Raw genomic sequence first — 23,462 nt, 5'->3', positions numbered from 1 at the left:
GATGAGCCAATCCAATTTTTATATGAGTGGCATGATAATAGGAGCAAAACAAAATACTTTTGAGCAAGACTCTAACTGTAGAAAAGCAGAACAAAAAGTTGATGTTATAACTGTTAGCCCTCTCTAAGCCCCTTTAGTAAAATGAGCTTAGAAGCCGGATCTATCTATGCTTTTATGCACTACTTCATACCTGCCTACGCCGGGATGACAGTTTTTTAGACATCATTGTACTGTAAAATACATATTTTCCTGTTTAAATTTTATGAGGATCTCTCAGGCATAAGTGCAGAATGCAGATATCTTGATTTTATACCATGCATTAGATGCGTTTATCCTTATTGAAAAGAAACTTAAGGTAGCTTGATATAATTATTGATATCTGACAACTTATTCTCAAGGGAACCATTAGTTAATAGGAACTTACTGTGCAAACGAAGCAAAAAACAACAAAAATACTTTTCAATCCGCTCAGCATCATCTTTATTTTCGTGCTTTCTACTTCATCCAATGCGGCTAAATCATTGCCTCAGGATATGCTCAATGTGATGCACCAACCACGCTACCAAAATGCACAATGGTGGATTGAGGTTAAAGATTTGAATACCCAAGAGACTATTTATCAATTAAATACTCGCTATTTATTAATGCCTGCCTCTGTTACTAAATTATTTTCTTCTGCAGCTGCACTGAATGTTTTCGGTAATGGCTACCGTTTTAAAACACCGGTTTATTTTATTGGACAACAAGACGAGGGGACGCTAAATGGTAACTTAATTCTCGTTGGGAAAGGCGATTTGGAATTAGGCGGCCGTGTTCATGATGACAAACTCACTTATGGGTATATCGATCATATTTATGCTAATGATTTGCCAGGCGCATCCATTACCCCCGAAAACCCGCTCAATGGACTGATCAGCCTTGCTCAACAAATCAAAGCCAAAGGTATTAAACAAATTAATGGTGATGTGTTAGTGGACAACCGTTTATTTAAAACGGAATATTTGCGCAATTACACTATTTCCCCAATCATGATTAATGAAAATCTGTTTGATTTTCAAATTAAACCTACCGTTGTGGGCCAGAAAGCCTCAATAAAATGGCGTCCACAAGCCCCTGGTTATTCTATTGATAATCAGGTTATGACCGTAGGCGATGATGAAAAAAACGATATTGAAATCTCAACCAATAATGACAACACTGTATTGACTCTAAAAGGACAAATTGCGGCCAATGCAGGGGAACTGTTAAGAGTATCTCCTATCCTTAAACCGGAGCCTTTTGCCAGAAAAGCTTTTATCGCTGCATTAAAACAACAAGGGATTATAGTAAATCTTGATAATAAAAATAGCCAACTGCCAGACGCCGATGTCTATAAGCAACTTACACCTATAGCACAATATATTTCTCCACCATTTTCTGAATATGTGAAAGTTATTTTAAAATTAAGTCACAACATAGGTGCCGATTTAATACCGCTTTTATTAGCCCAGCATAATAAGGAAACATCATTTGCAGACGGCATGTCCCATATTGCGACATTTTTACTTGATACAGTAGGATTAGCTAAAAATGAATTTGTATTCGGTGATGGCGCTGGTGGCGATACAAACAGGCTTCTTCCCAAGGCTGCTATTCAGTTATTAACCTATATACACAAACTTCCTGAAGACCAATTTAAACTGTTCTATAATGCACTGCCAATACTTGGTGTCGATGGCAGTCTTGCTAAAGCAGCCCAGAACATTCCCGCAGTAGGCAAAATTCATGCGAAAACAGGTACATCACTAACTTATGACTTCGCGAACCAACGTTTTTATTCCTTTTCAGAAGTATTATCGGGATATATTGACGCAAAAAATGGGCATTTACTTGTATTTATCATTGCAGTATCTAATACGCCTTTGGAAACGCTTGATGATGCTTTTCAAATCCAAAAAGATGTTAGCGGGGTTGCCGTCGAAATTTATAACCACTCTTGATTATTATTTATTTTTTTCTAGCGGCTTTAACCGACGAAAAGCGTGTATGCTTAATAGTGACTTAAACTTTCGGTAGGCTCACTTCCATATTCAGGTAAGGGATCATGCTCAACTGCCGCTTGATTTAATACACATATAGAAACTTTGACTTTATCTCTAAACTTATCAGGATTGACGTCTCCATTTAAATAATTTACTTTCGAAACCTCATCCCATCCCTTTACTGTTTGAAGAAAATCTTCTCGATCATCTAATTCAGCAAAAATCTGTCTATCAGGATCAATAAGGTAAGTATTGCTTTCTTCATCCACATAGATGATGTAGGCATGATCTAAATCTTCACTTTCTAGACTAACTAACATCAATTCACCTGGTTTTAGTTCTTGAATTTTCTCAAAAAAATCGGTTGGGTTTTTAGTTGTTACATCCTCGCTGCCATGTTTGTAATGAACACGCTCTTCTATAGGATCGTTGCCTCCCTCATGATTTGGAATCTCTCTGGGTTCAACACCTTCAAGTAGTACTCGCGCTCCTTCTATTGCACACCACTGGCAGTTCCCTTTATTTTGGGGAATTCCATGTTCGTTCACGGGATTAATTTTTTTAAGTTTCGCGAGCAATTCTTCCTTCATAATAGTCTCACTTAAATACTGTATGTCTAAATTATAGACTATTGGAGGTATGGCTTAATGAGGAAAAATGATAAAAATGAAATAAAAAGGAAGTTTTGTAGCTTGGTGTAGTGTTATGGAACCGGGAACATCGAACTCATTCTGTCCTCAGGTTCCGTTACATCTAAGCTACAAATTTAAACCAAATCTTCCAAGCTGCTGCTAATTTCTAGCCATTCTTCTTCAGCCTGATTTAAAAAGGAGTGAGTGGATGTGCGCTTTTGTACCAATTGATTGAGTTTATTTTGTTGCGCACTGTCTTCATAAAGAGTGGAATCACCGAGTTGGGTATCCAGCTTGGAAATTTCACTTTGATATTGTTCAATTAATTGTTCCAATTTTTTCAGGCGATTTTGTAACGTTTTCTTTTCTTTATAATCATTCACAGGTGAGGCATTTGTATTTTCTTTAATTGCATCTTTAGTTTGTAACCAGGAATAATAATCATCTAAGTCACCATCAAAAGCTTGAACTTTTTGTTGGTATACCAGATAGAAATTATCTACGCTGGTTTTGAGCATATGGCGGTCATGAGAAATCAGAATTAATGCACCTTCATAACTTTGCAATGCAAGTTCAATGGCAGATCGCATCCCAAGATCCAAATGGTTTGTCGGTTCATCAAGCAAGAGCAGATTGGGTTTAAGCCAAACAAGTTTCGCTAAAGCCAAGCGTGCTTTTTCTCCGCCGGAAAAGTTATTTATAGGTTGTACAGCCATATCACCAGTAAAATTAAAGCCACCTAAAAAATCACGAATCGTTTGTTCACGCACTTCGGATGACAAAACTTGAATTGTTTCCACTGGACTTAAATTGCAATCCAATTGTTCCAATTGGTGTTGCGCATAATAGCCAATTTTTAAATGTGCTGAACGGTGAATCGTACCATTCAAAGGTGTTAAAGACCCAGTTAGGGTTTTAATTAAAGTTGACTTTCCTTCACCGTTTGGTCCGAGTAGGGCTACTCGATCGCCAGGATTGAGTGAGAGATTAATTCTTTTTAGAATCGGTTTTTCAGTTTGATACCCTGCATCAACCATATTGCATTGAATTAAGGGATTTCCAGCGCGAGGACAAGGGAAGAAATCAAAAGAAAAAGGTGAGTCAGCTTGTGCTGCAGCAATAATTTCCATTCTCTCTATGGCTTTAAGACGTCCTTGTGCTTGTTTTGCCTTAGTTGCCTTTGCTCTAAAACGATTGACGAAGGACATCATATGATTGATTTTTGTTTGTTGTTTTTCATACATTGCTTGTTGTAATGCTAATTGTTGTGCATGTGTTTTTTCAAAACAACTGTAATTACCACTGTAAAGAGTTAGCTTTTGTTTCTCAATATGTAATATATGAGTAACAAAAGCATCAAGAAATTCTCGGTCATGAGAAATAAGAATAATCGTGCTGGGACTTTGCTTCAAGAAACGTTCCAGCCAAAAAATTGCCTCCATGTCCAAATGGTTTGTAGGCTCATCCAGTAAAAGTAAATCAGCCGGTTTCATTAAACATCGAGCAAGGCTTAAACGCATTCGCCAGCCTCCGGAAAAACTATTTACCGAAGCGTGTTGCTGTTCGCCTTTAAAACCGAGTCCAGACATGATCGTAGCTGCCTGAGCTGGTTTACTGTAGCCTCCGGTATGACTTAATTCTACATGACATGCGAGCACTTCAGCATCATGGCCTATAGTTTCCGCTTCGTGCAAACGCTGGAGCAACTTCATATAATGGTCATCGCCGCCTAAGACAAAATCCAATGCTTTTTCATCGCTATCAGGTAATTGCTGAGATAAATGACTGATGGAGAGTTGAGGATTAATTAAAAATTCACCTGAATCAGGAGTTAATTTTCCTAATAAAAAATCAAATAATGTTGATTTACCGCAACCATTATGACCAATAAGACCTATTTTTTGTTTTTCATAAAGAGTGGCATTGGCATTATCCAATAAAATTTTAGTGCCACGACTCAGGGTAATTTGACGAAGTGTAAGCATGATAAATCTTTAGCTACAAATGAATTAATTTTAACACAAAATATCTAGGTTGTTTCGGGCTCTATAGTTTTTTTCCTGGCTGATTTGTAGCGAGCCTGTTTCTCAATATCAATGTAGCGATCAGTTGTTGCACTGGAACTATGGCCAGCATCATCCCGTACATGTTCACGAGGGCGAATTTTAACGTCTTCAGAAATTCCTGTATGTCTTAGCCAGTGGACCGTGGCAGCAGCCAAATTATCTGCTTCCTCAATATTCCCATTTATCCTCAGTTGCTCACCAGCCAAGTCAAAACAGTGCTGAATGATTCTTCGTATTGGTGCTGTATCACTCATGGGTCCATTACCACGAATCTTAGGAATAAGTGGTGTATTATCAGCAGGGGAGGGAAGAGGGGATAATCCGAGGAAACAACGCCATCGCATTAAACTCTCTAACATTGCATCGCTTACTGCAATTTGTCGTTCTTTATTTCCTTTACCGACGGTGGTAAACCACCAATGGCCGTTGCTGTCTTTGGAAAAATCATTCATGCTCGGGATCCAGCGATCACTTGCTGCCAGTTCAGAGATACGTAAATACATACCAAACAACATGCTTAGCATGAACCGGGTCCGTTCATGCTTCAAGGGAGATTCTTCTGCAAGGGATTCGGCGGCTTCCAATACTGCGCGCCATTGAACCAAACTAAGTCTGCGTATGGGGGCATTATGCTGTCTCTTTCGAATGAATTTACTTTTTTGACGAATTAGAGCAACCGGATTAGAGACCAAATATTCCTCAGCAATTAAAAAATTAAACAAGGTACTTAAAATAGCAAATATTTCTTGAATAGCTCCTTGAGATAAATTGAATTGATCAATTTCAGGCTTGTGTCCATTTTTTATTGCAGATTTACTTAATGTTACTACAAACGGTTTCCATTCTTCATTAGGGGTACGTTTTCCATCTATTTCAATAAAGCGGGGTACTTTTTTTAAACTGATCCAGGATTTGGGCGGATTCTGGCAAAAATGTATGTATTGCTCTATATCATCACGTTTCAATTCATTTATCGTAGCTTTCTTAATTAACCAGGACCATTGTAATAAACGTTCCGTTTCTCTGCGGTAGCTATTAAATGTACCTTGACTACCGGTATAGCTTTTCAGAAAACTTAAAGCGTAATTAAAATCATTTTGAAAGCGAATATGGGGTAATACGGCATGTTCATGATTTTTATGTAAGTAATTCATATTATCGAAGATAGGAAGCAGTTTAAATTTCATAATATTCATTTGGGTATTTATCATAATCACTAATGCTAGCTGAAAAGTGATGAAGATACGAGTAGGAGCAGGAGCCTAAGTATTTGTTTGTACACTCAGCTATATGGTTCAAAAAATATCGATTTGTTCAAGCTAAATAAGTCTCTTAATACTTAAAGCAAAATTAATAAAAATTAAATGATTTAAGATATTGACCTTGATGAAAGCACCTAGTATCATCTGCGCTCTGTCCTTGGGACGGGTTTTACGGGGTGTAGCGCAGTTTGGTAGCGCGCCTGCTTTGGGAGCAGGATGTCGGGGGTTCGAATCCCTCCACCCCGACCAAGATGCGCCCGTAGCTCATCTGGATAGAGCATCGGCCTTCTAAGCCGAGGGTAGCAGGTTCGAATCCTGCCGGGCGTGCCAGCCCAGATCTTGTTCATAAGAATTTCTGGCTAAAAAGTTTTTATGGTGAGCGTAGCTCAGTTGGTAGAGCCCCGGGTTGTGATCCCGGTTGTCGTGGGTTCGAGTCCCATCGTTCACCCCATTTGAGAAAAATGGTTTATCGCTAAAGATTTTATCTGAGTCTTTACAAGACCGAATTACTGATTGATAATCCAACCTGATTTGCGAAAGTGGCGGAATTGGTAGACGCACTGGATTTAGGTTCCAGCGGGGCGACCCGTGAGAGTTCGAGTCTCTCCTTTCGCACCATTACATTATAATTCCAAAGAGGTGAAATTGATGCAAGTTTCTGTTGAGACCCTAAAAGGTTTGGAACGTAAGGTAACAGTTTCTGTACCTGCAGAGAAAGTTGAGGAAGAAGTGAGCTTACGTCTCAAGAATCTTGCTCGCAAAGTTAAAATTGATGGTTTTCGTCCCGGTAAAGTACCCATGCATGTTGTTGTCAGTCGCTACTCTCAAAGTGTTCGTGAAGAGGTTGCGCGCGAGATGGTACAATCCACATTATATGAAGCATTACAAAAAAATGAACTGATTCCTGCTGGCTATCCCTACGTAGAGCCCGAACAAATAGAGAAAGGGAAGGATTTTAAATATACTGCAACATTTGAAGTGATGCCTGTATTTGAGATTGCTGAATTAAATCAAGCAGTGGTTGAGCTGGCTCGTTCAGAAGTTACTGATAAAGACGTTGAAAGCATGTTGGATAAACTTCGCGAGCAAAATAAAGAATGGCATGACGTATCGCGAGCTGTCAAAAAAGGCGACAAGGTCGTTATTGATTTTGAAGGCTACCTCGACGACAAACCTTTCGATGGTGGCACTGCGAAAGGCCATGAATTAATTCTTGGTTCTGGCGCAATGATTCCTGGCTTTGAAGATGGAATTATTGGAAATAAAAAAGAGAAGCCTTTTGATATCAAAGTAACGTTTCCTGAAGATTATGGCCATAAAGAATTAGCAGATAAAGAAGCTGTTTTCAAAATTACGATTCATAATGTAATGGAAGGGAAACTCCCTGAACTTAATGATGAATTTGCAGCGAAGTTCAATATCAAAGAAGGTGGTATAGATGCGCTGAAAAAAGACATCAAAGAAAACATGACTCGTGAGTTAGAGCGTCGCGTGAGCATGATGAACAGGGAAAAGTTGTTTGATAAATTAATGGAAGTAAATACCATTGAATTGCCAATTGCTTTAATTGACAAAGAAATCGAACATTTGAAACATGATATGTATCATCGTCTTTTTGGACATGAACATCATGAAAACGAACAAATTCCTGACTTCCCACGAGAGCTTTTCGAAGAACAAGCAAAACGACGCGTTCATCTTGGTTTGCTCTTTTCAGATTATGTTAAAAAACACCAAATCGTTGCTGATAAAGACAAAGTGAAGGCAATGATTGAACGTTTTGCTAGTGCTTATGAAAATCCTGATGAGCTTCGTGCCTGGTATCAAAATAGCAAAGAGAACATGGCTGAAATTGAAGCGCTTGTTATGGAAGAGATGGTTGCAGATAAAATCGCCGAGGATGCAAAAGTTAAATATAAAAATAAAGATTATGATTCAGTAATGAATCCTAAACCAGCAACTGAAGCGGCAGAGAAAAAAGGAGAGTAATTATATGTCGGGCTATTCAGAGAACATAATTCGCAATGCCAGTGGATTAGTCCCAATGGTTATTGAACAAACCTCACGAGGTGAGCGTTCGTATGATATTTACTCAAGATTATTGAAAGAACGTATTATCTTTCTTTTGGGTGAAGTTGAAGATCATATGGCTAATTTGGTGGTTGCTCAATTGTTGTTTCTTGAGTCTGAAAACCCTGAGAAAGATATTTCTCTCTATATTAATTCACCTGGAGGGGTCGTAACAGCAGGCTTGGCAATTTACGATACCATCCAGTTTATTAAACCTGATGTAAGCACCTTGTGCATAGGACAAGCGGCAAGTGCAGCTGCCTTGTTACTTTGTGCTGGGGCTGAAGGTAAGAGATTCTGTTTACCAAACTCACGAGTAATGATTCACCAGCCTTTAGGGGGCTATCGTGGTCAAGCAACTGATATCGAAATTCATGCTCGCGAGACTTTAGCTGTAAGAGAGCGGTTAAACACCATTATGGCAAAGCATACTAATAAGACACCAGATCAAATTATGCGAGATACTGAGCGTGATAATTTTATGAGCGCTACACAAGCTGTTGAATACGGCCTGGTTGATAAAGTGCTTTATGATCGAGAGTCAGTAGGTAAATCAGAGTAATTATTTTTCATTAAATTTAAAGAACTGAACTATAATTTATCGTAGCTTAGGTGCAGTGAAGCGGAACCTGGGTTTGAGGTTCAGATTTACCGGGTTCCGCTTCACTGCGCCCAGGCTAGGAATGCGATAGGGGGTCCCTTTTATATTGATTCAATATTACTTCTTCGTATTTTGCTTTATTTTTAAAAAATAATTGCGCTGAATAAACAGTGGCATATCTTTTTCTGATTGACTAATATTTTACATATATTATCTATTTTCCGATAATCGTTGTAAGAAGGGGTTGGGTTATGAGTAAATCCGGTAACGGAAGTGGCGATAAAGTTTTGTATTGTTCTTTTTGCGGTAAGAGCCAACATGAAGTAAAAAAATTGATTGCTGGCCCTTCTGTTTTTGTATGTGACGAGTGCGTTGAACTGTGTAATGATATTATTCGTGAAGAAACCCATGACTCACATGAAGAAGCAGACGTACGCTTACCATCACCTAAAGAAATTTCAAATTTCTTAGATGAATACGTCATTGGACAATCTCATGCAAAAAAAGTCTTGTCCGTAGCTGTGTATAATCATTACAAGCGATTACAACATAAAAGTGAAGATGGAGTTGAACTTGGGAAAAGTAACATCTTGCTGATTGGTCCGACTGGAAGCGGAAAAACACTTTTAGCTCAAACATTAGCTCGTATTCTCAATGTTCCATTTGCTATGGCTGATGCAACAACCCTTACTGAAGCAGGCTATGTAGGTGAGGATGTAGAAAATATTATCCAGAAACTTCTGCAGAAGTGTGATTACGATGTAGATAAAGCCCAGCATGGTATCGTTTATATTGATGAAATTGATAAGATATCACGTAAGTCTGATAATCCTTCGATTACCCGAGATGTTTCCGGCGAGGGAGTTCAACAAGCACTTTTAAAATTGATTGAAGGTACAATCGCTTCAGTTCCCCCACAAGGTGGCCGTAAACACCCGCAACAAGAATTCTTGCAAGTAGACACTTCAAATATTTTATTTATTTGTGGTGGAGCCTTTGCTGGATTAGAAAAAGTGATAAGAGAACGAAGTGATAAGTCAGGTATTGGATTTTCTGCTCAATTAAAAAATAAAAAGGATACCAGTGATGAAGTATCCAAGGTTTTGAATCAATTGGAATCTGACGACTTAATTAAATATGGATTGATACCAGAGTTTGTTGGACGATTGCCCGTAGTTGCGACGTTGCAGGAGTTGGATGAATCAGCTCTGATTGATATTTTAACTAATCCCAAAAATGCTTTAACCAAACAATTTCAGTCTTTATTCAAAATGGAAGGTGTGGAACTTGAATTTAGAGAAGAAGCATTAATCGCTATTGCTAAAAGAGCTCTGGAAAGAAAAATGGGTGCACGAGGATTACGTGCCATACTTGAAAATATACTTTTAGACACCATGTATGAATTACCTTCTCTTGAAGGAATAATTAAGGTTGTGGTTGATGAGAATGCTGTAAATAGCTCATCTAAACCCATTCTTATTTATGAACAGGATGGGATAAAGAGTGCAGCAGGTGGCCAAGAGTAGAATTTCTGCTCTTTATCTCTCCTGCCTAGGGTGTGGGAGAGATTCTTTAAGGAACTTTCTTAATTATAACGCTTTGATTTCTTGCAATAACTCTCCCTTCCTTTTAAATTATAATTTAGCAGTCACGTGAATAAAAATAAGTTTTCCGTTTGAATAAGGGTTCATTATGTCCACTGAAATTAAAGAGACTTCGAATGAGACAGAAAATCTGTCCAACATACCTGTATTACCATTAAGAGACGTAGTGGTCTACCCTCATATGGTCATTCCTTTGTTTGTTGGGCGAGGAAAATCAATTAAAGCCTTAGAAGCGGCAATGGTTGATAGCAAACAAATCTTTTTGGTAGCGCAGAAAAAATCATCGAATGATGATCCAACTGAAGCTGATATTTTCCAAGTCGGTACGTTATCTAGCGTCCTTCAGTTGCTGAAACTACCTGATGGAACTGTAAAAGTTTTAGTTGAAGGTGAAAAGCGTGCTAGAGCAAAAGAATACAATCAAGCTAAAGGATATCTTGAAGCCGATCTCGAATTAATTGAAGATGAAAATAGTGCGGTACAAGAACCAGATATTGGCATTTTGATGCGCTCCTTAATGTCGCAGTTTGAACAATACATTAAGCTGAATAAAAAGATTCCCCCTGAAGTTTTATCTCCGCTTGCTGGTATAGAAGAACCCGGACGTTTAGCAGATACCATTGCTGCTCATTTAACGCTGAAGGTAGACGATAAACAAGAGTTACTGGAAACAAAGGATGTGGGAACTCGTCTTGAACGGTTAATGTCTGCTATAGAGAATGAAATTGACTTGTTGCATGTTGAAAAACGCGTGAGAGGGCGTGTTAAGCGACAAATGGAAAAAAGTCAGAGAGAGTATTATCTCAACGAACAAATGAAAGCAATTCAAAAGGAATTGGGCGAGTTAGGCGAAGAAGGAAATGAAATTGAGCAACTGGAAAATTCGATTAACAAAGCCGGAATGCCTAAAGAAGCAAAAGAAAAATCGCATGCAGAGCTTCATAAGTTGAAAATGATGTCGCCTATGTCTGCTGAAGCGACCGTTATCCGTAATTATCTTGATTGGATGCTTTCTGTACCATGGAAAAAGAGAACCAAAATTCAATTTGATTTGCTTAAGGCAGAAAAATTATTGGATAAAGAACATTATGGTCTAGAGCGGGTAAAAGAACGCATTATTGAATACCTGGCTGTTCAGCAGCGTGTGAAACGCCTGAAAGGACCTATACTCTGTCTTGTTGGCCCTCCAGGGGTAGGTAAAACTTCATTAGGACAATCTATTGCAAATGCTACAGGACGTACGTTTATTCGTATTGCTTTAGGTGGCGTTAGAGATGAAGCGGAAATTCGCGGTCATAGAAGAACTTATATCGGGTCAATGCCAGGAAAGATTATTCAGAAACTGTGTAAGGCTGGTGTAAAAAATCCGCTAATTATGCTGGATGAGGTGGATAAAATGGCTATGGATTTTCGAGGAGATCCAGCTGCAGCTTTACTCGAGGTATTGGATCCCGAGCAGAACCATACGTTTAACGATCATTACCTAGAAGTAGATTATGATTTAAGTGACGTTATGTTTATTGCAACAGCAAATTCGCTGGAAATTCCTGCTCCATTATTAGATAGAATGGAAGTGATTCGCCTTGCAGGTTATACAGAAGATGAAAAAGTAAGTATTGCCGAGAAATATCTTGTGCCGAAACAAGTCGTCTTAAACGGCCTGAGTAACGATGAAATACATATTAGTGAAGGTGCGATTCGAGATGTTATCCGTCACTATACCCGTGAGGCAGGTGTACGTAATCTAGAGCGTGATATTGCTAGTGTTTGTAGAAAAGTAGTAAAAGAAATTTTATCGAATAAAAAAGTTAAAAAAATGAATGTAACTACAAGCAATGTTGAAAAATATTTGGGTGTGAAAAAATTCCGATATGGTTTGGCTGAAGAGTTTGACCAAGTGGGACAGGTTACAGGCTTGGCCTGGACAAGTGTTGGTGGCGAGTTGCTAACGATTGAGGCATCAATGATGCCTGGTAAAGGCAAAGTGACGCATACGGGCCAATTGGGTGAAGTGATGCAGGAATCCATTCATGCAGCGATGACGGTTGTACGAAGTCGAGCTAAAAAACTTAGTTTACCTGATGATTTTTATGAAAAGAATGATTTTCACGTTCACGTGCCCGAAGGTGCTACACCAAAGGATGGTCCAAGCGCAGGGATAGGTATGTGTACGGTATTGGTTTCTGTAGTGACGCAGATTCCTGTTAAAGCGGATGTAGCGATGACAGGAGAAATAACGCTAAGAGGGCAGGTGTTGCCAATTGGTGGTCTAAAAGAGAAGTTATTAGCAGCTCATCGAGGTGGAATTAAGCATGTCATTATCCCTGAGGAAAATGTAAAAGACCTGGAAGAGATTCCAGATAATGTTTTGCGTAAGCTAACAATACACCCTGTTAAGACTATAGAACAGGTTTTAGAACTGGCTTTACAACGCAGTCCTTGGGTAGAAAAGCCAACAAATGTACAATCTGAGGCTTTAGTGGGTAAAAGATCAAAAAAAATTAAAAATAATGATTTACATACCCATTAATTAGAGGTATATTTCGTTTCGTAGCCCGCCACTAGCGGGCATTGCAAGGAAGTAACTACTCGATCGGTTAATTTGATGCGTTTTATTAAATTAACTTAGAAGTATGGAAGATTAACAGTATAGGGGAAGCAATGAATAAGAGCGAATTAGTTGATGCTATAGCAAGTGGTTCGGGTTTAACAAAAGCTGACGCAAGCAGAGTTCTCGAAACTTTTACTAGTACTATTACTGATGCTTTAAGAAGTGGTGATCAAGTAGTAATACCTGGTTTCGGTTCTTTTTCAACAGGCAATCGTTCAGCAAGAACAGGTAGAAACCCACAAACTGGTAAAATTATTCAAATTAAAGCGTCACGAGTAGCCAAGTTTAAAGCGGGTAAAAACCTGAAAGAAGCAGTGCAAGAAGCATAAGTTTTCAGGGTGCTTAGCTCAGCTGGGAGAGCATCGCCCTTACAAGGCGAGGGTCGTAGGTTCGATCCCTACAGCACCCACCAAGAAATGGAGTGGTAGTTCAGTTGGTTAGAATACCGGCCTGTCACGCCGGGGGTCGCGGGTTCGAGCCCCGTCCACTCCGCCAGATTAACGCGCCGAAAGGCGCGTTTTTTTTATCTGGAATGAATGTTTACTTCAAAATTTTATTTCCTTCTCATTTTGCATGTCTTTAAGAGAAAGATTGGATGAAGCCATGAAAAGTAGTAATCTGCTCACTTCACCCTAATTTTTAGTTATTTCAGGGAAAGGAAAATTTTTGCGGCATAGATGAATGATTTTTGTTTTGATTTTTCTCAGTCTGGGTTATAATCAGCCCTCACTAAATTAAAAATGCTTTATTTATTAATAATATGGATCTCGGGACATGTTACAAAAGTTAAATGAACGTATACAGGGTGTTGTAGCTTGGTTAGTGGTTATCTTAATCGGTATTACGTTTACACTTTTTGGTGTAGATTATTACCTGCAATCACATCAAACAACAAACGCCAAGGTGGTCGTCAACGACACTCCTTTATCAATACAATCATTTGAAAACAATTACAGACGTGCTCGTTCCATGCAAGATATTGAGCAAATGACTGCTGCTAGTGAAAAGAAGTTACAAAATCAAGTTTTAGATCAAATGATTACTAATGAAGTCCTGGTGCAAGCTGCTCGTAATCATGGGTTTGATGTGAGTTCAAACCAAGCGGATGCAGCAATTTTAAGTATTCCTCAATTTCAGGAAGATGGTCATTTCTCAGCTCAAAAATATCAGCAAGCACTAAATGCTGCTTTATTCACTCAATCAAGTTTTCAAAATGAAGTAAAGCAGGGAATGCTACTGAACCAGCAACGATTTGCTTTTATGGGTAGTTCTTTTGCTTTACCTGATGAAATAGATCGTTTTGTGAGCTTGTACATGCAAAGCAGGGACTACGATTACTTAACTATTCCAGTAGCGCGCTTCGAAAAAGATATTCAAGTTTCTCCAGAGGAAATTGCAAATTATTATAAAATGCATAAAAAGGAATTTATGTCCCCAGAAAAAGTCAGTTTAGATTATGTCACTTTATCGATGTATGATATTAGAAGTAAGATAAAAATATCTGATGATGATGCGAAACGGTATTACGAAGACAACCAAAATAACTATTTAACTCCTGCAAGCTGGCAAGTAGCACATATTTTATTTGCTGTTCCAGAGGATGCAAGTCAAGCTGATTTGGAAAAGATTCAGAAAAAAGCGAATGATGCATACCAAGTATTACAGAAAAATCCAGAACAATTTGAACGTCTTGTTTCAGTGATGTCAGATGACAAGCTTTCAGTTGCTGATAAAGGTGTTCTTCCCTGGATTACTGCAGGAAGCCAAAATAATTACAATCAAATTTTATCTAATTTAACGAAACCAGGACAGATTTCTCCTCCTGAAAAAACAAAACATGGCTATGAAATTTTTAAACTAATTGCATATAAGCCTGTTTCAACAAAACCATTTTCCGAAGTAGCCTCCTCGATTAAAGAACAGCTGATTGCTGAAGCGGCTCAAACAAAATATACACAAGCCATGGAACAATTGTCTGATTTAAGTTATCAATCTCCAGACTCCCTTCAGCCTGTAGCAGAGGCATTAAATTTAAAAATTGAAAAAACCCAACCTTTTTCAAGGTCGGGTGGGACAGATAATATTACAAAAAATAAACAGGTAATTAATGCTGCCTTCAGCCATGATGTTCTCGATTTAAACAATAACAGCGAACCAATACAAATTGATAATGATTCACTCGTGGTTGTAAGGGTTAATCAGCATTGGGATGAAAAAGAGCAACCTTTAGAAGCTGTTCAGGATCAAATTAGCAAAATTTTGGTTAGAAAAATTGCTGAATCCAAAGCAAAAGAGATTGGAAAGGGTTTGTTAAATCCAGTTGAGGATAAGCAGCAACACGAATTAATTAGTTCAAATAATTTATTATGGAAATCAGTTGCTATGTCTACTCGTGACAACGATAAGGTAGATACGGATATTAATGATATGGCATTCAATTTGTTACGACCAGAAAGCCGTGATGGTCTTGTCATGCCAAATGGGGATTATGTTGTTGTAAGATTGAAACAAATTCATTATGGAAAATTAAGTACATTAGACAGGGAGCAGCAAGATAGCTTAATTCAACAAATAGAAGCAAGCTATGGCATGATGGATTATGACTTGTATGTAAAAAGTTTAATTAATCGCGCACAAATTGTGAGGCACTAGGTTTTATAGACAAATGCGCTAACTTGAGCTGCTTATTTATTTTTTAAAATTAATATACTAAGGCTGGGATAGCAAAGTTTGGCTATGTAATCTACTATATAGGAGTATCGCTATGCCTGATTTAAGCAAGAAGTTTACTGATCTTAAATTAAAGCAATTATATGGTCATGTACTAAGTCATTATCAAAATTGTGTTAGTCGCGGCTTAGATGTTAATGCTACGTACAATGAAATGTTTCTCGCGGTGCAATATTCTCTAGAATCATCATGGAGTCAAAGCCCACTCGCTAAATTGGAGCCTGCAGAGAAATTAAAAGTATATGCCGCTTTTAATGCACTATTTAACGCGTTACCTTTATATCAAGGAATGCAGTCTTCTCAACGAAGTACTTTTAATCCGTCAACGCCTCAGTTTAACCCAAAGGCTAAATATGTGATTAATCAGTATAATTATTATGGTTATCAAGATCCAACGCTTCTTGATTGGTTAATTCTAAGTTCCATAATCAACTCCCACAATCATTCATATCATCATCATGCAGGTAGTGATGCCTGCTGTTGGCCTTCTAACCAACATGGTCATGATTCATCTTCAAGTGACGATTTTGCTAAATTGATGGCAGCCTTGCTTCTGATTCTTATGGCTTTGATTGCTGTCGTTTTAGCTTTTATTGCTTTGTATTATATGCTTAATGAATTTGCAAACAGCATTGAGCGTTTTTGCTATGGTGAAGGATGGCTAAAGGGCGCATTAATGTTCGCTACTTCTATTGGATTTGGTGCAGGTTCGGCTTTTTTAACGCTTAATTTTGGAGCCGCACCATTAATTGCTCTTGCGGTAGCTGCAGGACTTAATCCAGTTGGCATCGTGATAGCTGGAGCTGTACTGCTTACTATCATCGGTGCAGGTATTGGATGTTTTGCGATGAGTATGTTGTATGATTCGCTTAATAAGTCAGCAAATAACGAGTCTATGGATCCATCAGACCCAGAACGATTTAGATTAACTGCCTCAGAAGAAGCTTTTTTGAGAGATGAGAAAGGTATGGATCCCATTATCGTAAGATGCGCGATGGTTGCATTGCGTGCGGAAATGGCGAAATTATTAGGAAACGAGAAACCAATACCGTCGTTTTTCTCGCGTTATTTTAATAAAGAGAATGAAAAGGTCCAGGAGCTATTAGAAAAATTACGGCATTTGCGTAAAGGGGACATCAATATGGTTCAAGTAGGGGAGCTGAATTTTGATTGCAGACTTCCTCAAAGGGTTTATATCCCACCTTACTATAATCCAGTTCAACCCCTATATCCTGAAGTGTCACCTACCTATTCTGACACCCCACCTCCATATCCTGGAACGTACACAACACCTACAGCTCCTCAATATTCTGCATTCGGATAGGTGTATTGAACCGAGTAAAGAGCAATTCTTTACTCGGTCAAGATCATGATTTTACGACTTATTTTCACTCTATTAGATATTTAAGACTATTCACTGGAAGTAAAAGGAAGCATGCGTTTTAATACATTATCTTTACAAATGAAATGATGATATAACGCTGCAAGGAAATGGATTCCTGCCAAAATGAGAATTAAATAGGCAATCACTTGATGCGTCGAAAACATAATATTACCAAAATAATCATTCTTTGAGATAAGGCAAGGGATAGTAAACCAACCAAAAAAGTTAATGGGTTTTCCACCAGCACATGTTAAAAGGTAGCCAACTATGGGCATGAGTATAATAAGAACAAAAAGAGTATGATGGACCACTTTCGAAGTAATGTATTGCCATCGTGGCTGTGTTATTGGTGGAAGTGGTTTGATATTTATAATATGCCAAATAAAAAATAAAATTCCGAGTAATAAAATAGTAAATCCTACTGATTTGTGCAGCATTATATAGAGTGCTGTGAGTGGTGAATTATCGCTAAGAGACCAGACAAAATAAAATTGGGCGATAATTAAAATAAAGATTAACCAGTGCAATAATTTGGTCACGCCGCCAAAACGCTTTAGGGTATTCCTTATCATAGAGTTTTCTCCATTAATTCGTAGATAATACTACTATATCAATGACTTAAATAATATCATTATTGATATTATTGGCTTTGATATTGAATTAAGAAGGTGCTAAATAGGGGGAGAAGATCTTGGCGGAGAGACAGGGATTCGAACCCTGGGAAGGTTGCCCTTCAACGGTTTTCAAGACCGCCGCATTCGACCGCTCTGCCATCTCTCCAGGCGTGAATACTATCCTAACGGCCTTGGTTTTGCAAATATTTTTTTAATCTTCTGGGCAGTTAAAGGCAGTTTTTTTCGATACTGTTTCTATTTTTTCCATTTTACAAAAAAAGTAGAAGAATGTTCGCAAAATAAATAGTCCTAGGTATAATGTTCCCAATTTGTGACTGTTGTCGCGGATACAACAGATATATATATTTGATAGATAGGTGTAGTTTATGAAACGAATTCAAATGTTGTTCCTAGTGGGTCTTATCGTATCTTTATCTGCATGTAAGACATGGTGGGGTAAAGACGATGAAGATAATAATCCTTACAAAGGAATGACTGCTGAGCAACTATATGCGGATGCTCAGAAGGATCTACGTAAAAAAGAATATGCAACAGCAATAAAACATCTTGAAGCAATCGAAACGATGTATCCATTTAGCGATTATGCAGAGCATTCACAGATGCAATTAATTTATGCTTATTATAAAAATGAGGACTATCCTTCAGCTGCTGCTACTGCGGAACGATTTATTCATCTTTACCCAAGAGCTAAGAATGTGGATTATGCTTATTACATGAGGGGCATGGCTAATTTCCAACAAAGTCGTGGGGTTTTTGCAAAATTTTTACCTCTAGACGAATCATGGAGAGATCCTGGTACACAAACTCAGGCGTATTCTGATTTTGGTATCCTGATTCAAAAATTCCCTGAGAGTAAATATAAAGCAAACGCGCTACAGCGTATGATTTATTTGCGCAATATGTTTGCTCAACATGAATTGAATGTTGCGACATACTATTTTAAACGCAAGATGTATGTTGCAGCAATTAATAGAGCGAGTTATGTGGTGAAAAACTATCCACAAGCTCCGAGCGCAAAACAAGCTTTAGTTGTAATGTATGATGCGAATATGGCTTTAGGTTTCAACAAGGCTGCTGAGGAAGCATTAGTAGTATATAACGCGACTTATCATACCTCTAAAATGGAACATATAGTATCTAATTAATTGATCTGGAATTGTACCTGGGTAGAATTGTAATACCCAGGTTTTATTGCGGGCATAGCCTTTATACGATGCTCGCTAACTCAGGTTCTTTTTCTTTTACTGTCAGTGCCGCTAAAAGATCATTGGTCAACTCGCGTAATTCTCCAGATAATAAAGTGAGTGCTGCATCGCGTTGTTGATACTCTTCATCAAGTTGTTTAATTTCGTTAAAGTCATCAAGTAGATAATCAAGACTTTTAAGTTTTTTGAATGCAAAGTCATGAGTCAGTGTAAGCTGAATTCTTTCTTTCCAGATTAAAGAAATTTCTGCGGTTGCCATACCTTGCGATAATAAAGTTAAAACTTCCTCTGCTGGTAGCTCATAACCTTTACAATGCACTCGTTTTTTCTCGTCATCAAGCGAAAAGAGCAGACAATCAGACGCTAATTGAAAATGATTGGGAAGCGAATTGGGTGAATGAATCCATTCGGCGAATCGTAAAGCAAGATTTTCTGTGTGTGTTAATGGTTCAATCGAAACTCCGGCTACGGATTTACGCAAAAGGGAAGTGAGTTGTGATGCTTGATTATTGCTGGAAGCATTAACTATGATTCTTTTGCTGGCGCTATCAAGGATAGCAAGCATCTTTTTTTGGATGCAAAATGATTTAGGCAATAATTCAAACTCGATATCTTCAGCCATTTGCGCTTTTTCTGCCCGTTTAATTGCGCGTCCTTGTTGGGTCTCGAGTACTTGTACTTTTTCGGCAAGCATTTTGTTGATGACGCCCCGTGGTAGCAAACGCTCTTCCTTTCCCATACAAATCAGCGAACTTCCAGCAACCTCCTGAACCATTTCATCCGCAAAAGCAGGAAGCCAGCCATAAACAAAGCGAGCATGGGGAGGGCAAGGTTTTAGAATATTTTCAGCTAGAGATGCTGTTAAGTCACAAGCTTCATCCAACTCATATTGATAGATCAGTGCATTGTTAAACCACATAAAAAAACTCCTGAGATTACATAATATAATAGGTACCGATTGCCATCGTTCTATTGTACGGTAGTTTATAAAATTCGATATTTAAATTGGCTGAATAATTGCGTATCAGAAAGGCGAACAACTTTTCTTGCCAGTAAAAAGTTAATGATTTTCTTGATTTTGATGCGGTAATATTAGGAATTTCTACCATATATGTAGCGCGCTCAACATTTAACTTAAAGGGAAAAAGATTTTTGTTAGAGGCTCGTTCCAAAGCTCTGGGTATAGAAATAGTTTCCATAAAACCATAATGCAGGGTGAGGTTGAATACTTTTTCATGCAAACATGTAATTTCATAACGTTGGCTGTAATGGATATGCGGGATGTTATCAACCACATAATTAACAATAAGTACGCGCTCAGGAACTGCACGACTTAATTTAAGAAAATGAAGAAAGCTGCCGCCGCTTTTATCATAAACATCAGTGATAAAAACTGCAGTGAGATCAGTGAGTTGGTTTAAGCTTTTATATTCTAATTGCTTGAGAATCTTCGAAATATCATCCTTATTCATATAATAATTTTCGCGTAAGTATTCCAAGCCAAATTTCCAGGTATACATGATAGTGGCGATGAGTAAGGCAAAAATGACTGGAACCCAACCGCCAGTCAAGAATTTATGTAGATTTGAACCAAGAAATGCAAAGTCTACGATAAGAAAAAAGCCAAATATGGTCATGACCCTATATTTTGGCCATTTCCAAATTGATATTGCTGCATAGGCAACCATTGCATCAATTAGAAGCATGTCTGCATTCACAGCAATTCCGTATGCGTGAGCCAGTCTATCTGAAGTTTGGAAGGCGAAACAAAAAGTTAATGTGCCAATAAACAAGATAAAGTTAATTTGCGGTACATAAATTTGCCCGGAAAACTCCTTGGATGTTTGCACTATTGGTATACGAGGACATAAGCTGAGTAAAACTGCTTGTTTTGTCAAAGAAAACGTAGCTGAAATTACAGCTTGTGAGGCAATTATCGTGGCAATCGTAGCAAGAATAATCAAGGGAATATAGAACCATTCAGGGGCAATCATGTAAAAAGGATTTTTGATTGCATTGGGGTTTATGAGTAAGTTAGCTCCTTGACCAAAATAATTTAATATCAAACAAGGAAGAACAGCCGCAAACCAACCGGCACGAATAGGATTTTTCCCAAAATGTCCTATATCTGCATAAAGCGCTTCGCCTCCAGTGACAACAAGAAAAATGCCGCCTAATAACAAATACCCTTTTAATCCCGTATCGCGCATCAGATCAAATGCGTAATACGGATTGATTGCTGTAAGTACGATAGGGGCTTTAACAATTTGTACGATGCCAAGAATTGCGATAGTAAGGAACCAAATCAGTATAACTGGGCCAAATAGATTTCCTATACTTCCTGTCCCTCTTGCTTGTAATGTGAAAAGAAGAATCAGGATAACTACGGCTATAGGTAGAATAAAGGGGGTAAATTCATGCGAAAGAGTACTAAGACCCTCTACTGCACTGATTACAGATATAGCAGGTGTCAGCATTCCATCACCTAAGAGTAATCCAGCTCCAAAAATTGCGATGATGTAAAATAAAGGCGTGTATTTAGTACTTTTATACTTCATTAGTGCCAAAAGGGCGAGAATTCCTCCTTCACCATCGTTATCTGCCCGAAAAATCAAAATCAAGTATTTGAAGGAAATAATAAGAATCAAACACCAGAAAATAAGTGACAGAACACCCAAAATATGTGATTGAGTAATAGGGATATTATCTAATGTTACTTTTAAGGCATATAACGGGCTTGTACCGATATCCCCAAACACAACGCCTAATGCACCTAAAGTGAGGCCATAAGAGAACTTTTGTGTATTTTCCATATCGATTACCAGAATACTTTGCTAAATATAATAGCAAAAAGGGAGATAAAGAGTTTTTTCATATTTGTTATACTGTCCCTAACTTTTATTTATTTCCACCAGTATGTTGGGGTGGGAACTGCTTTCTTAGATTTTGAACTATTGCAGGTCTAACGTTCTTTGTGTAGATTAGCCGATTTTTGTTCTTTGGGAAATAGAAAATGAATGCAAAAGTTATTTTGCTTGCAGCAAAACAAAATACTGTATTACGCGGCCACCCATGGATATTTCCTAAGGCTATTGCAAAAACGCATGGAAAATTAGTTACAGGACATTTGATTGATATTTATAATGCAGATGAAGAGCTTATTGGCGTAGGTGTTTATAATGAGCATTCTCTTTATAGAGTCAGGGTCTTGGCACTTGCCAATGAATCCATCGACATCAGTAATTTACATGTCCTGATGACACATCGACTAAGCCAGGCAAAACAGGTAAGGGAGTGTTTAAATCTACCTAATAAGGAAACTACTGCCTATCGATTGTTTAATAGCGAAGCAGATGGTCTTTCTGGTTTAACGATTGATCGATTTAATCAAACGTGTGTCGTTGCCAGTTCCGCTTATTGGGTTGAGCTCAATCGAGAAATTATCATTCAAATATTACAAAATTTGTTTCCTGAAGATCAAATTAAATGGATGCCACAAAGTAAACCCTTAAGCCAAGATGGATGGAAACAAATTAGCCTACAAGAGAAAAATAATAATACTCAGGTTCTTGAGGCAGGGGTTATTTATGAGGTTGAGTTTGCTCAGGCACAGAAAACAGGCTTGTTTCTTGATCAACGAGAGAATCACCAACGTATTGCCCAGTTATCCAAAGGAAAGAGCGTATTAGATCTTTATTGTTATAGTGGTGGCTTTGCATTGCATGCTGCTAAAGCTGGGGCCTTAAAAGTGACTGCGGTGGACAGCTCTGCTCAAGCAATAGCTCAGGCTCAAAAGAATGCAGCATTAAACGGTGTGACTCAAATTGAATTTATCGAGGCTGATGCGCGTGAATATTTAACAAAAGCAGGGAATTATGATCTCGTTGTCCTTGATCCTCCTAAATTGGTTCCATCAAAGCAACATGTTGAGCGTGCTAAAAACTATTATCGGTTTTTACATCGCGAAGTATTTAAATACATGAAATCAGGTTCCTTATTAATGACATGTAATTGCTCTTCAGCGCTTTCATCTCAGGAGTTTTGTTCTTTGGTTAGTCTTCAAGCTGGAGCAGTAGGGAAACAAGCACGTATTTTAGGTATTTATGGTCCAGCAAGCTGTCATCCTACCTTAGCTTCTTTCCCAGAAGGAAATTACCTTACTGCGATTTTGTTGGCGGTGGTGTAATTGATAATGTAGCTACGTAACGATTATATTTAAGCAAGTAGGTTGAGTCATTTATACCTGATGGATCGTCAGTTTTTCATTTTAAATTTCTCTACATACCGCTTAAATTTCACTACGTACCGCAACTCCTCTACGTACCGCATAAACTCCTCTACGTACCGCGCTTTATGCGCGGTAACCAGAACGATATTTTAAGATGCCGCTGAGTCATTTCTATAGCAAAATCCTGGATCCCACGCATAAAGCGCGATACGTAGGCGAAAAAATTAGTGGAGGTTTTTCATGTTAAATTTCTCTACCTACCGCGCTTTATGCGCGGTAAACAGAACGATATTTTAAGATGCCGCGGAGCATTTCTATAGCAAGATCCACTGGATCCCACGCATAAAGCGCGGTACGTAGGCGAAAAAATTAGTGGAGGTTTTTCATGTTAAATTTCTCTACGTACCGCGCTT

At 38.2% G+C, this 23,462-nt stretch carries 16 protein-coding genes and 7 tRNA genes; 16 read left to right on the top strand and 7 right to left on the bottom strand.

Going from position 1 to position 23,462, the window contains the following annotated elements; all coding sequences use genetic code 11:
* Positions 1-425: 425 nt before the first annotated feature.
* A complete protein-coding gene (gene dacB, locus LXO92_RS12750; RefSeq protein ID WP_232891106.1) occupies positions 426-1,979 on the top strand; it encodes a D-alanyl-D-alanine carboxypeptidase/D-alanyl-D-alanine endopeptidase in 1,554 nt (517 codons plus the stop codon).
* A gap of 50 nt (positions 1,980-2,029) precedes the next feature.
* Here the strand turns inward: dacB and LXO92_RS12745 are convergent, their stop codons facing one another.
* From LXO92_RS12745 to LXO92_RS12735, 3 genes are all read right to left on the bottom strand, one after another.
* Positions 2,030-2,611 (bottom strand): hypothetical protein, encoded by a 582-nt coding sequence (locus tag LXO92_RS12745; protein ID WP_232891105.1) that lies wholly within the window; start codon positions 2,609-2,611, stop codon positions 2,030-2,032.
* A gap of 176 nt (positions 2,612-2,787) precedes the next feature.
* Entirely contained in the window at positions 2,788-4,638 is a 1,851-nt protein-coding gene (locus LXO92_RS12740) for an ABC-F family ATP-binding cassette domain-containing protein (RefSeq protein ID WP_232891104.1), read from the bottom strand.
* A 44-nt stretch (positions 4,639-4,682) separates the two neighbouring features.
* Positions 4,683-5,906: a tyrosine-type recombinase/integrase gene (locus LXO92_RS12735; RefSeq protein ID WP_182349937.1), complete on the bottom strand. Its 1,224-nt coding sequence runs from the start codon at positions 5,904-5,906 to the stop codon at positions 4,683-4,685.
* A 247-nt stretch (positions 5,907-6,153) separates the two neighbouring features.
* Here LXO92_RS12735 and LXO92_RS12730 point away from each other — a divergent pair.
* The 13 genes from LXO92_RS12730 (at position 6,154) to LXO92_RS12670 (ending at position 16,921) form a co-directional block, all read left to right on the top strand.
* A tRNA-Pro gene (locus tag LXO92_RS12730) sits at positions 6,154-6,230 on the top strand.
* A gap of 4 nt (positions 6,231-6,234) precedes the next feature.
* A tRNA-Arg gene (locus tag LXO92_RS12725) sits at positions 6,235-6,311 on the top strand.
* 45 nt (positions 6,312-6,356) lie between these two features.
* Positions 6,357-6,432, top strand: a tRNA-His gene (locus tag LXO92_RS12720).
* A gap of 82 nt (positions 6,433-6,514) precedes the next feature.
* Positions 6,515-6,599 (top strand) — tRNA-Leu (locus LXO92_RS12715).
* A gap of 30 nt (positions 6,600-6,629) precedes the next feature.
* Positions 6,630-7,970, top strand: a complete 1,341-nt coding sequence (gene tig, locus LXO92_RS12710; RefSeq protein ID WP_182349936.1) for a trigger factor — start codon at positions 6,630-6,632, stop codon at positions 7,968-7,970.
* A gap of 4 nt (positions 7,971-7,974) precedes the next feature.
* On the top strand, positions 7,975-8,613 hold the full coding sequence (clpP, locus tag LXO92_RS12705) for an ATP-dependent Clp endopeptidase proteolytic subunit ClpP (RefSeq protein ID WP_182349935.1): 639 nt from the start codon (positions 7,975-7,977) through the stop codon (positions 8,611-8,613).
* Positions 8,614-8,903: 290 nt separating this feature from the next.
* Positions 8,904-10,178 (top strand): ATP-dependent Clp protease ATP-binding subunit ClpX, encoded by a 1,275-nt coding sequence (clpX, locus tag LXO92_RS12700; protein WP_182349934.1) that lies wholly within the window; start codon positions 8,904-8,906, stop codon positions 10,176-10,178.
* A 166-nt stretch (positions 10,179-10,344) separates the two neighbouring features.
* Positions 10,345-12,786: an endopeptidase La gene (gene lon, locus LXO92_RS12695; RefSeq protein WP_182349933.1), complete on the top strand. Its 2,442-nt coding sequence runs from the start codon at positions 10,345-10,347 to the stop codon at positions 12,784-12,786.
* Positions 12,787-12,917: 131 nt separating this feature from the next.
* Positions 12,918-13,196, top strand: a complete 279-nt coding sequence (locus LXO92_RS12690; RefSeq protein WP_010653977.1) for an HU family DNA-binding protein — start codon at positions 12,918-12,920, stop codon at positions 13,194-13,196.
* Positions 13,197-13,203: 7 nt separating this feature from the next.
* Positions 13,204-13,279, top strand: a tRNA-Val gene (locus LXO92_RS12685).
* A 6-nt stretch (positions 13,280-13,285) separates the two neighbouring features.
* A tRNA-Asp gene (locus LXO92_RS12680) sits at positions 13,286-13,362 on the top strand.
* A 279-nt stretch (positions 13,363-13,641) separates the two neighbouring features.
* Positions 13,642-15,519: a SurA N-terminal domain-containing protein gene (locus LXO92_RS12675; protein WP_182349932.1), complete on the top strand. Its 1,878-nt coding sequence runs from the start codon at positions 13,642-13,644 to the stop codon at positions 15,517-15,519.
* Positions 15,520-15,631: 112 nt separating this feature from the next.
* A complete protein-coding gene (locus LXO92_RS12670) occupies positions 15,632-16,921 on the top strand; it encodes a hypothetical protein (protein WP_232891103.1) in 1,290 nt (429 codons plus the stop codon).
* An 86-nt stretch (positions 16,922-17,007) separates the two neighbouring features.
* Here LXO92_RS12670 and LXO92_RS12665 read toward each other — a convergent pair whose 3' ends face one another.
* Positions 17,008-17,553 (bottom strand): cytochrome b, encoded by a 546-nt coding sequence (locus LXO92_RS12665; protein WP_182349930.1) that lies wholly within the window; start codon positions 17,551-17,553, stop codon positions 17,008-17,010.
* 120 nt (positions 17,554-17,673) lie between these two features.
* Positions 17,674-17,761: transfer RNA gene (locus LXO92_RS12660), tRNA-Ser, on the bottom strand.
* 220 nt (positions 17,762-17,981) lie between these two features.
* On the opposite strand from LXO92_RS12660, the gene LXO92_RS12655 reads away from it, so the two are divergent.
* A complete protein-coding gene (locus LXO92_RS12655) occupies positions 17,982-18,761 on the top strand; it encodes an outer membrane protein assembly factor BamD (protein ID WP_182349929.1) in 780 nt (259 codons plus the stop codon).
* Positions 18,762-18,822: 61 nt separating this feature from the next.
* On the opposite strand, the gene LXO92_RS12650 is transcribed toward LXO92_RS12655, so the two are convergent.
* Positions 18,823-19,740 carry a recombination-associated protein RdgC gene (locus tag LXO92_RS12650; RefSeq protein WP_182349928.1) on the bottom strand — a complete coding sequence of 306 codons (918 nt, stop codon included), beginning with the start codon at positions 19,738-19,740 and terminating at the stop codon, positions 18,823-18,825.
* 16 nt (positions 19,741-19,756) lie between these two features.
* Entirely contained in the window at positions 19,757-21,634 is a 1,878-nt protein-coding gene (locus tag LXO92_RS12645) for a potassium transporter Kup (protein ID WP_232891102.1), read from the bottom strand.
* Positions 21,635-21,834: 200 nt separating this feature from the next.
* Between LXO92_RS12645 and LXO92_RS12640 the strand changes: the two genes are divergently transcribed.
* On the top strand, positions 21,835-23,007 hold the full coding sequence (locus tag LXO92_RS12640) for a class I SAM-dependent rRNA methyltransferase (RefSeq protein WP_232891101.1): 1,173 nt from the start codon (positions 21,835-21,837) through the stop codon (positions 23,005-23,007).
* The last annotated feature ends 455 nt before the right edge of the window (positions 23,008-23,462 follow it).

Origin of the sequence: Legionella resiliens (assembly GCF_021344005.1) — a bacterium.
In the GTDB taxonomy this organism is placed as follows: domain Bacteria; phylum Pseudomonadota; class Gammaproteobacteria; order Legionellales; family Legionellaceae; genus Legionella; species Legionella resiliens.
The sequence above is the reverse complement of the archived record's forward strand: the minus strand, read 5'-3'. Positions and strand labels throughout refer to the sequence as shown.

Bases quoted from the DNA above. Each gene is read 5' to 3' on its own strand.
- LXO92_RS12745 (WP_232891105.1), bottom strand. From the start codon at position 2,611: ATGAAGGAAGAATTGCTCGCGAAACTTAAAAAAATTAATCCCGTGAAC.
- LXO92_RS12740 (WP_232891104.1), bottom strand. From the start codon at position 4,638: ATGCTTACACTTCGTCAAATTACCCTGAGTCGTGGCACTAAAATTTTA.
- LXO92_RS12735 (WP_182349937.1), bottom strand. From the start codon at position 5,906: ATGAAATTTAAACTGCTTCCTATCTTCGATAATATGAATTACTTACAT.
- tig (WP_182349936.1), top strand. From the start codon at position 6,630: ATGCAAGTTTCTGTTGAGACCCTAAAAGGTTTGGAACGTAAGGTAACA.
- clpP (WP_182349935.1), top strand. From the start codon at position 7,975: ATGTCGGGCTATTCAGAGAACATAATTCGCAATGCCAGTGGATTAGTC.
- clpX (WP_182349934.1), top strand. From the start codon at position 8,904: ATGAGTAAATCCGGTAACGGAAGTGGCGATAAAGTTTTGTATTGTTCT.
- lon (WP_182349933.1), top strand. From the start codon at position 10,345: ATGTCCACTGAAATTAAAGAGACTTCGAATGAGACAGAAAATCTGTCC.
- LXO92_RS12690 (WP_010653977.1), top strand. From the start codon at position 12,918: ATGAATAAGAGCGAATTAGTTGATGCTATAGCAAGTGGTTCGGGTTTA.
- LXO92_RS12675 (WP_182349932.1), top strand. From the start codon at position 13,642: ATGTTACAAAAGTTAAATGAACGTATACAGGGTGTTGTAGCTTGGTTA.
- LXO92_RS12670 (WP_232891103.1), top strand. From the start codon at position 15,632: ATGCCTGATTTAAGCAAGAAGTTTACTGATCTTAAATTAAAGCAATTA.
- LXO92_RS12665 (WP_182349930.1), bottom strand. From the start codon at position 17,553: ATGATAAGGAATACCCTAAAGCGTTTTGGCGGCGTGACCAAATTATTG.
- LXO92_RS12655 (WP_182349929.1), top strand. From the start codon at position 17,982: ATGAAACGAATTCAAATGTTGTTCCTAGTGGGTCTTATCGTATCTTTA.
- LXO92_RS12650 (WP_182349928.1), bottom strand. From the start codon at position 19,740: ATGTGGTTTAACAATGCACTGATCTATCAATATGAGTTGGATGAAGCT.
- LXO92_RS12645 (WP_232891102.1), bottom strand. From the start codon at position 21,634: ATGGAAAATACACAAAAGTTCTCTTATGGCCTCACTTTAGGTGCATTA.
- LXO92_RS12640 (WP_232891101.1), top strand. From the start codon at position 21,835: ATGAATGCAAAAGTTATTTTGCTTGCAGCAAAACAAAATACTGTATTA.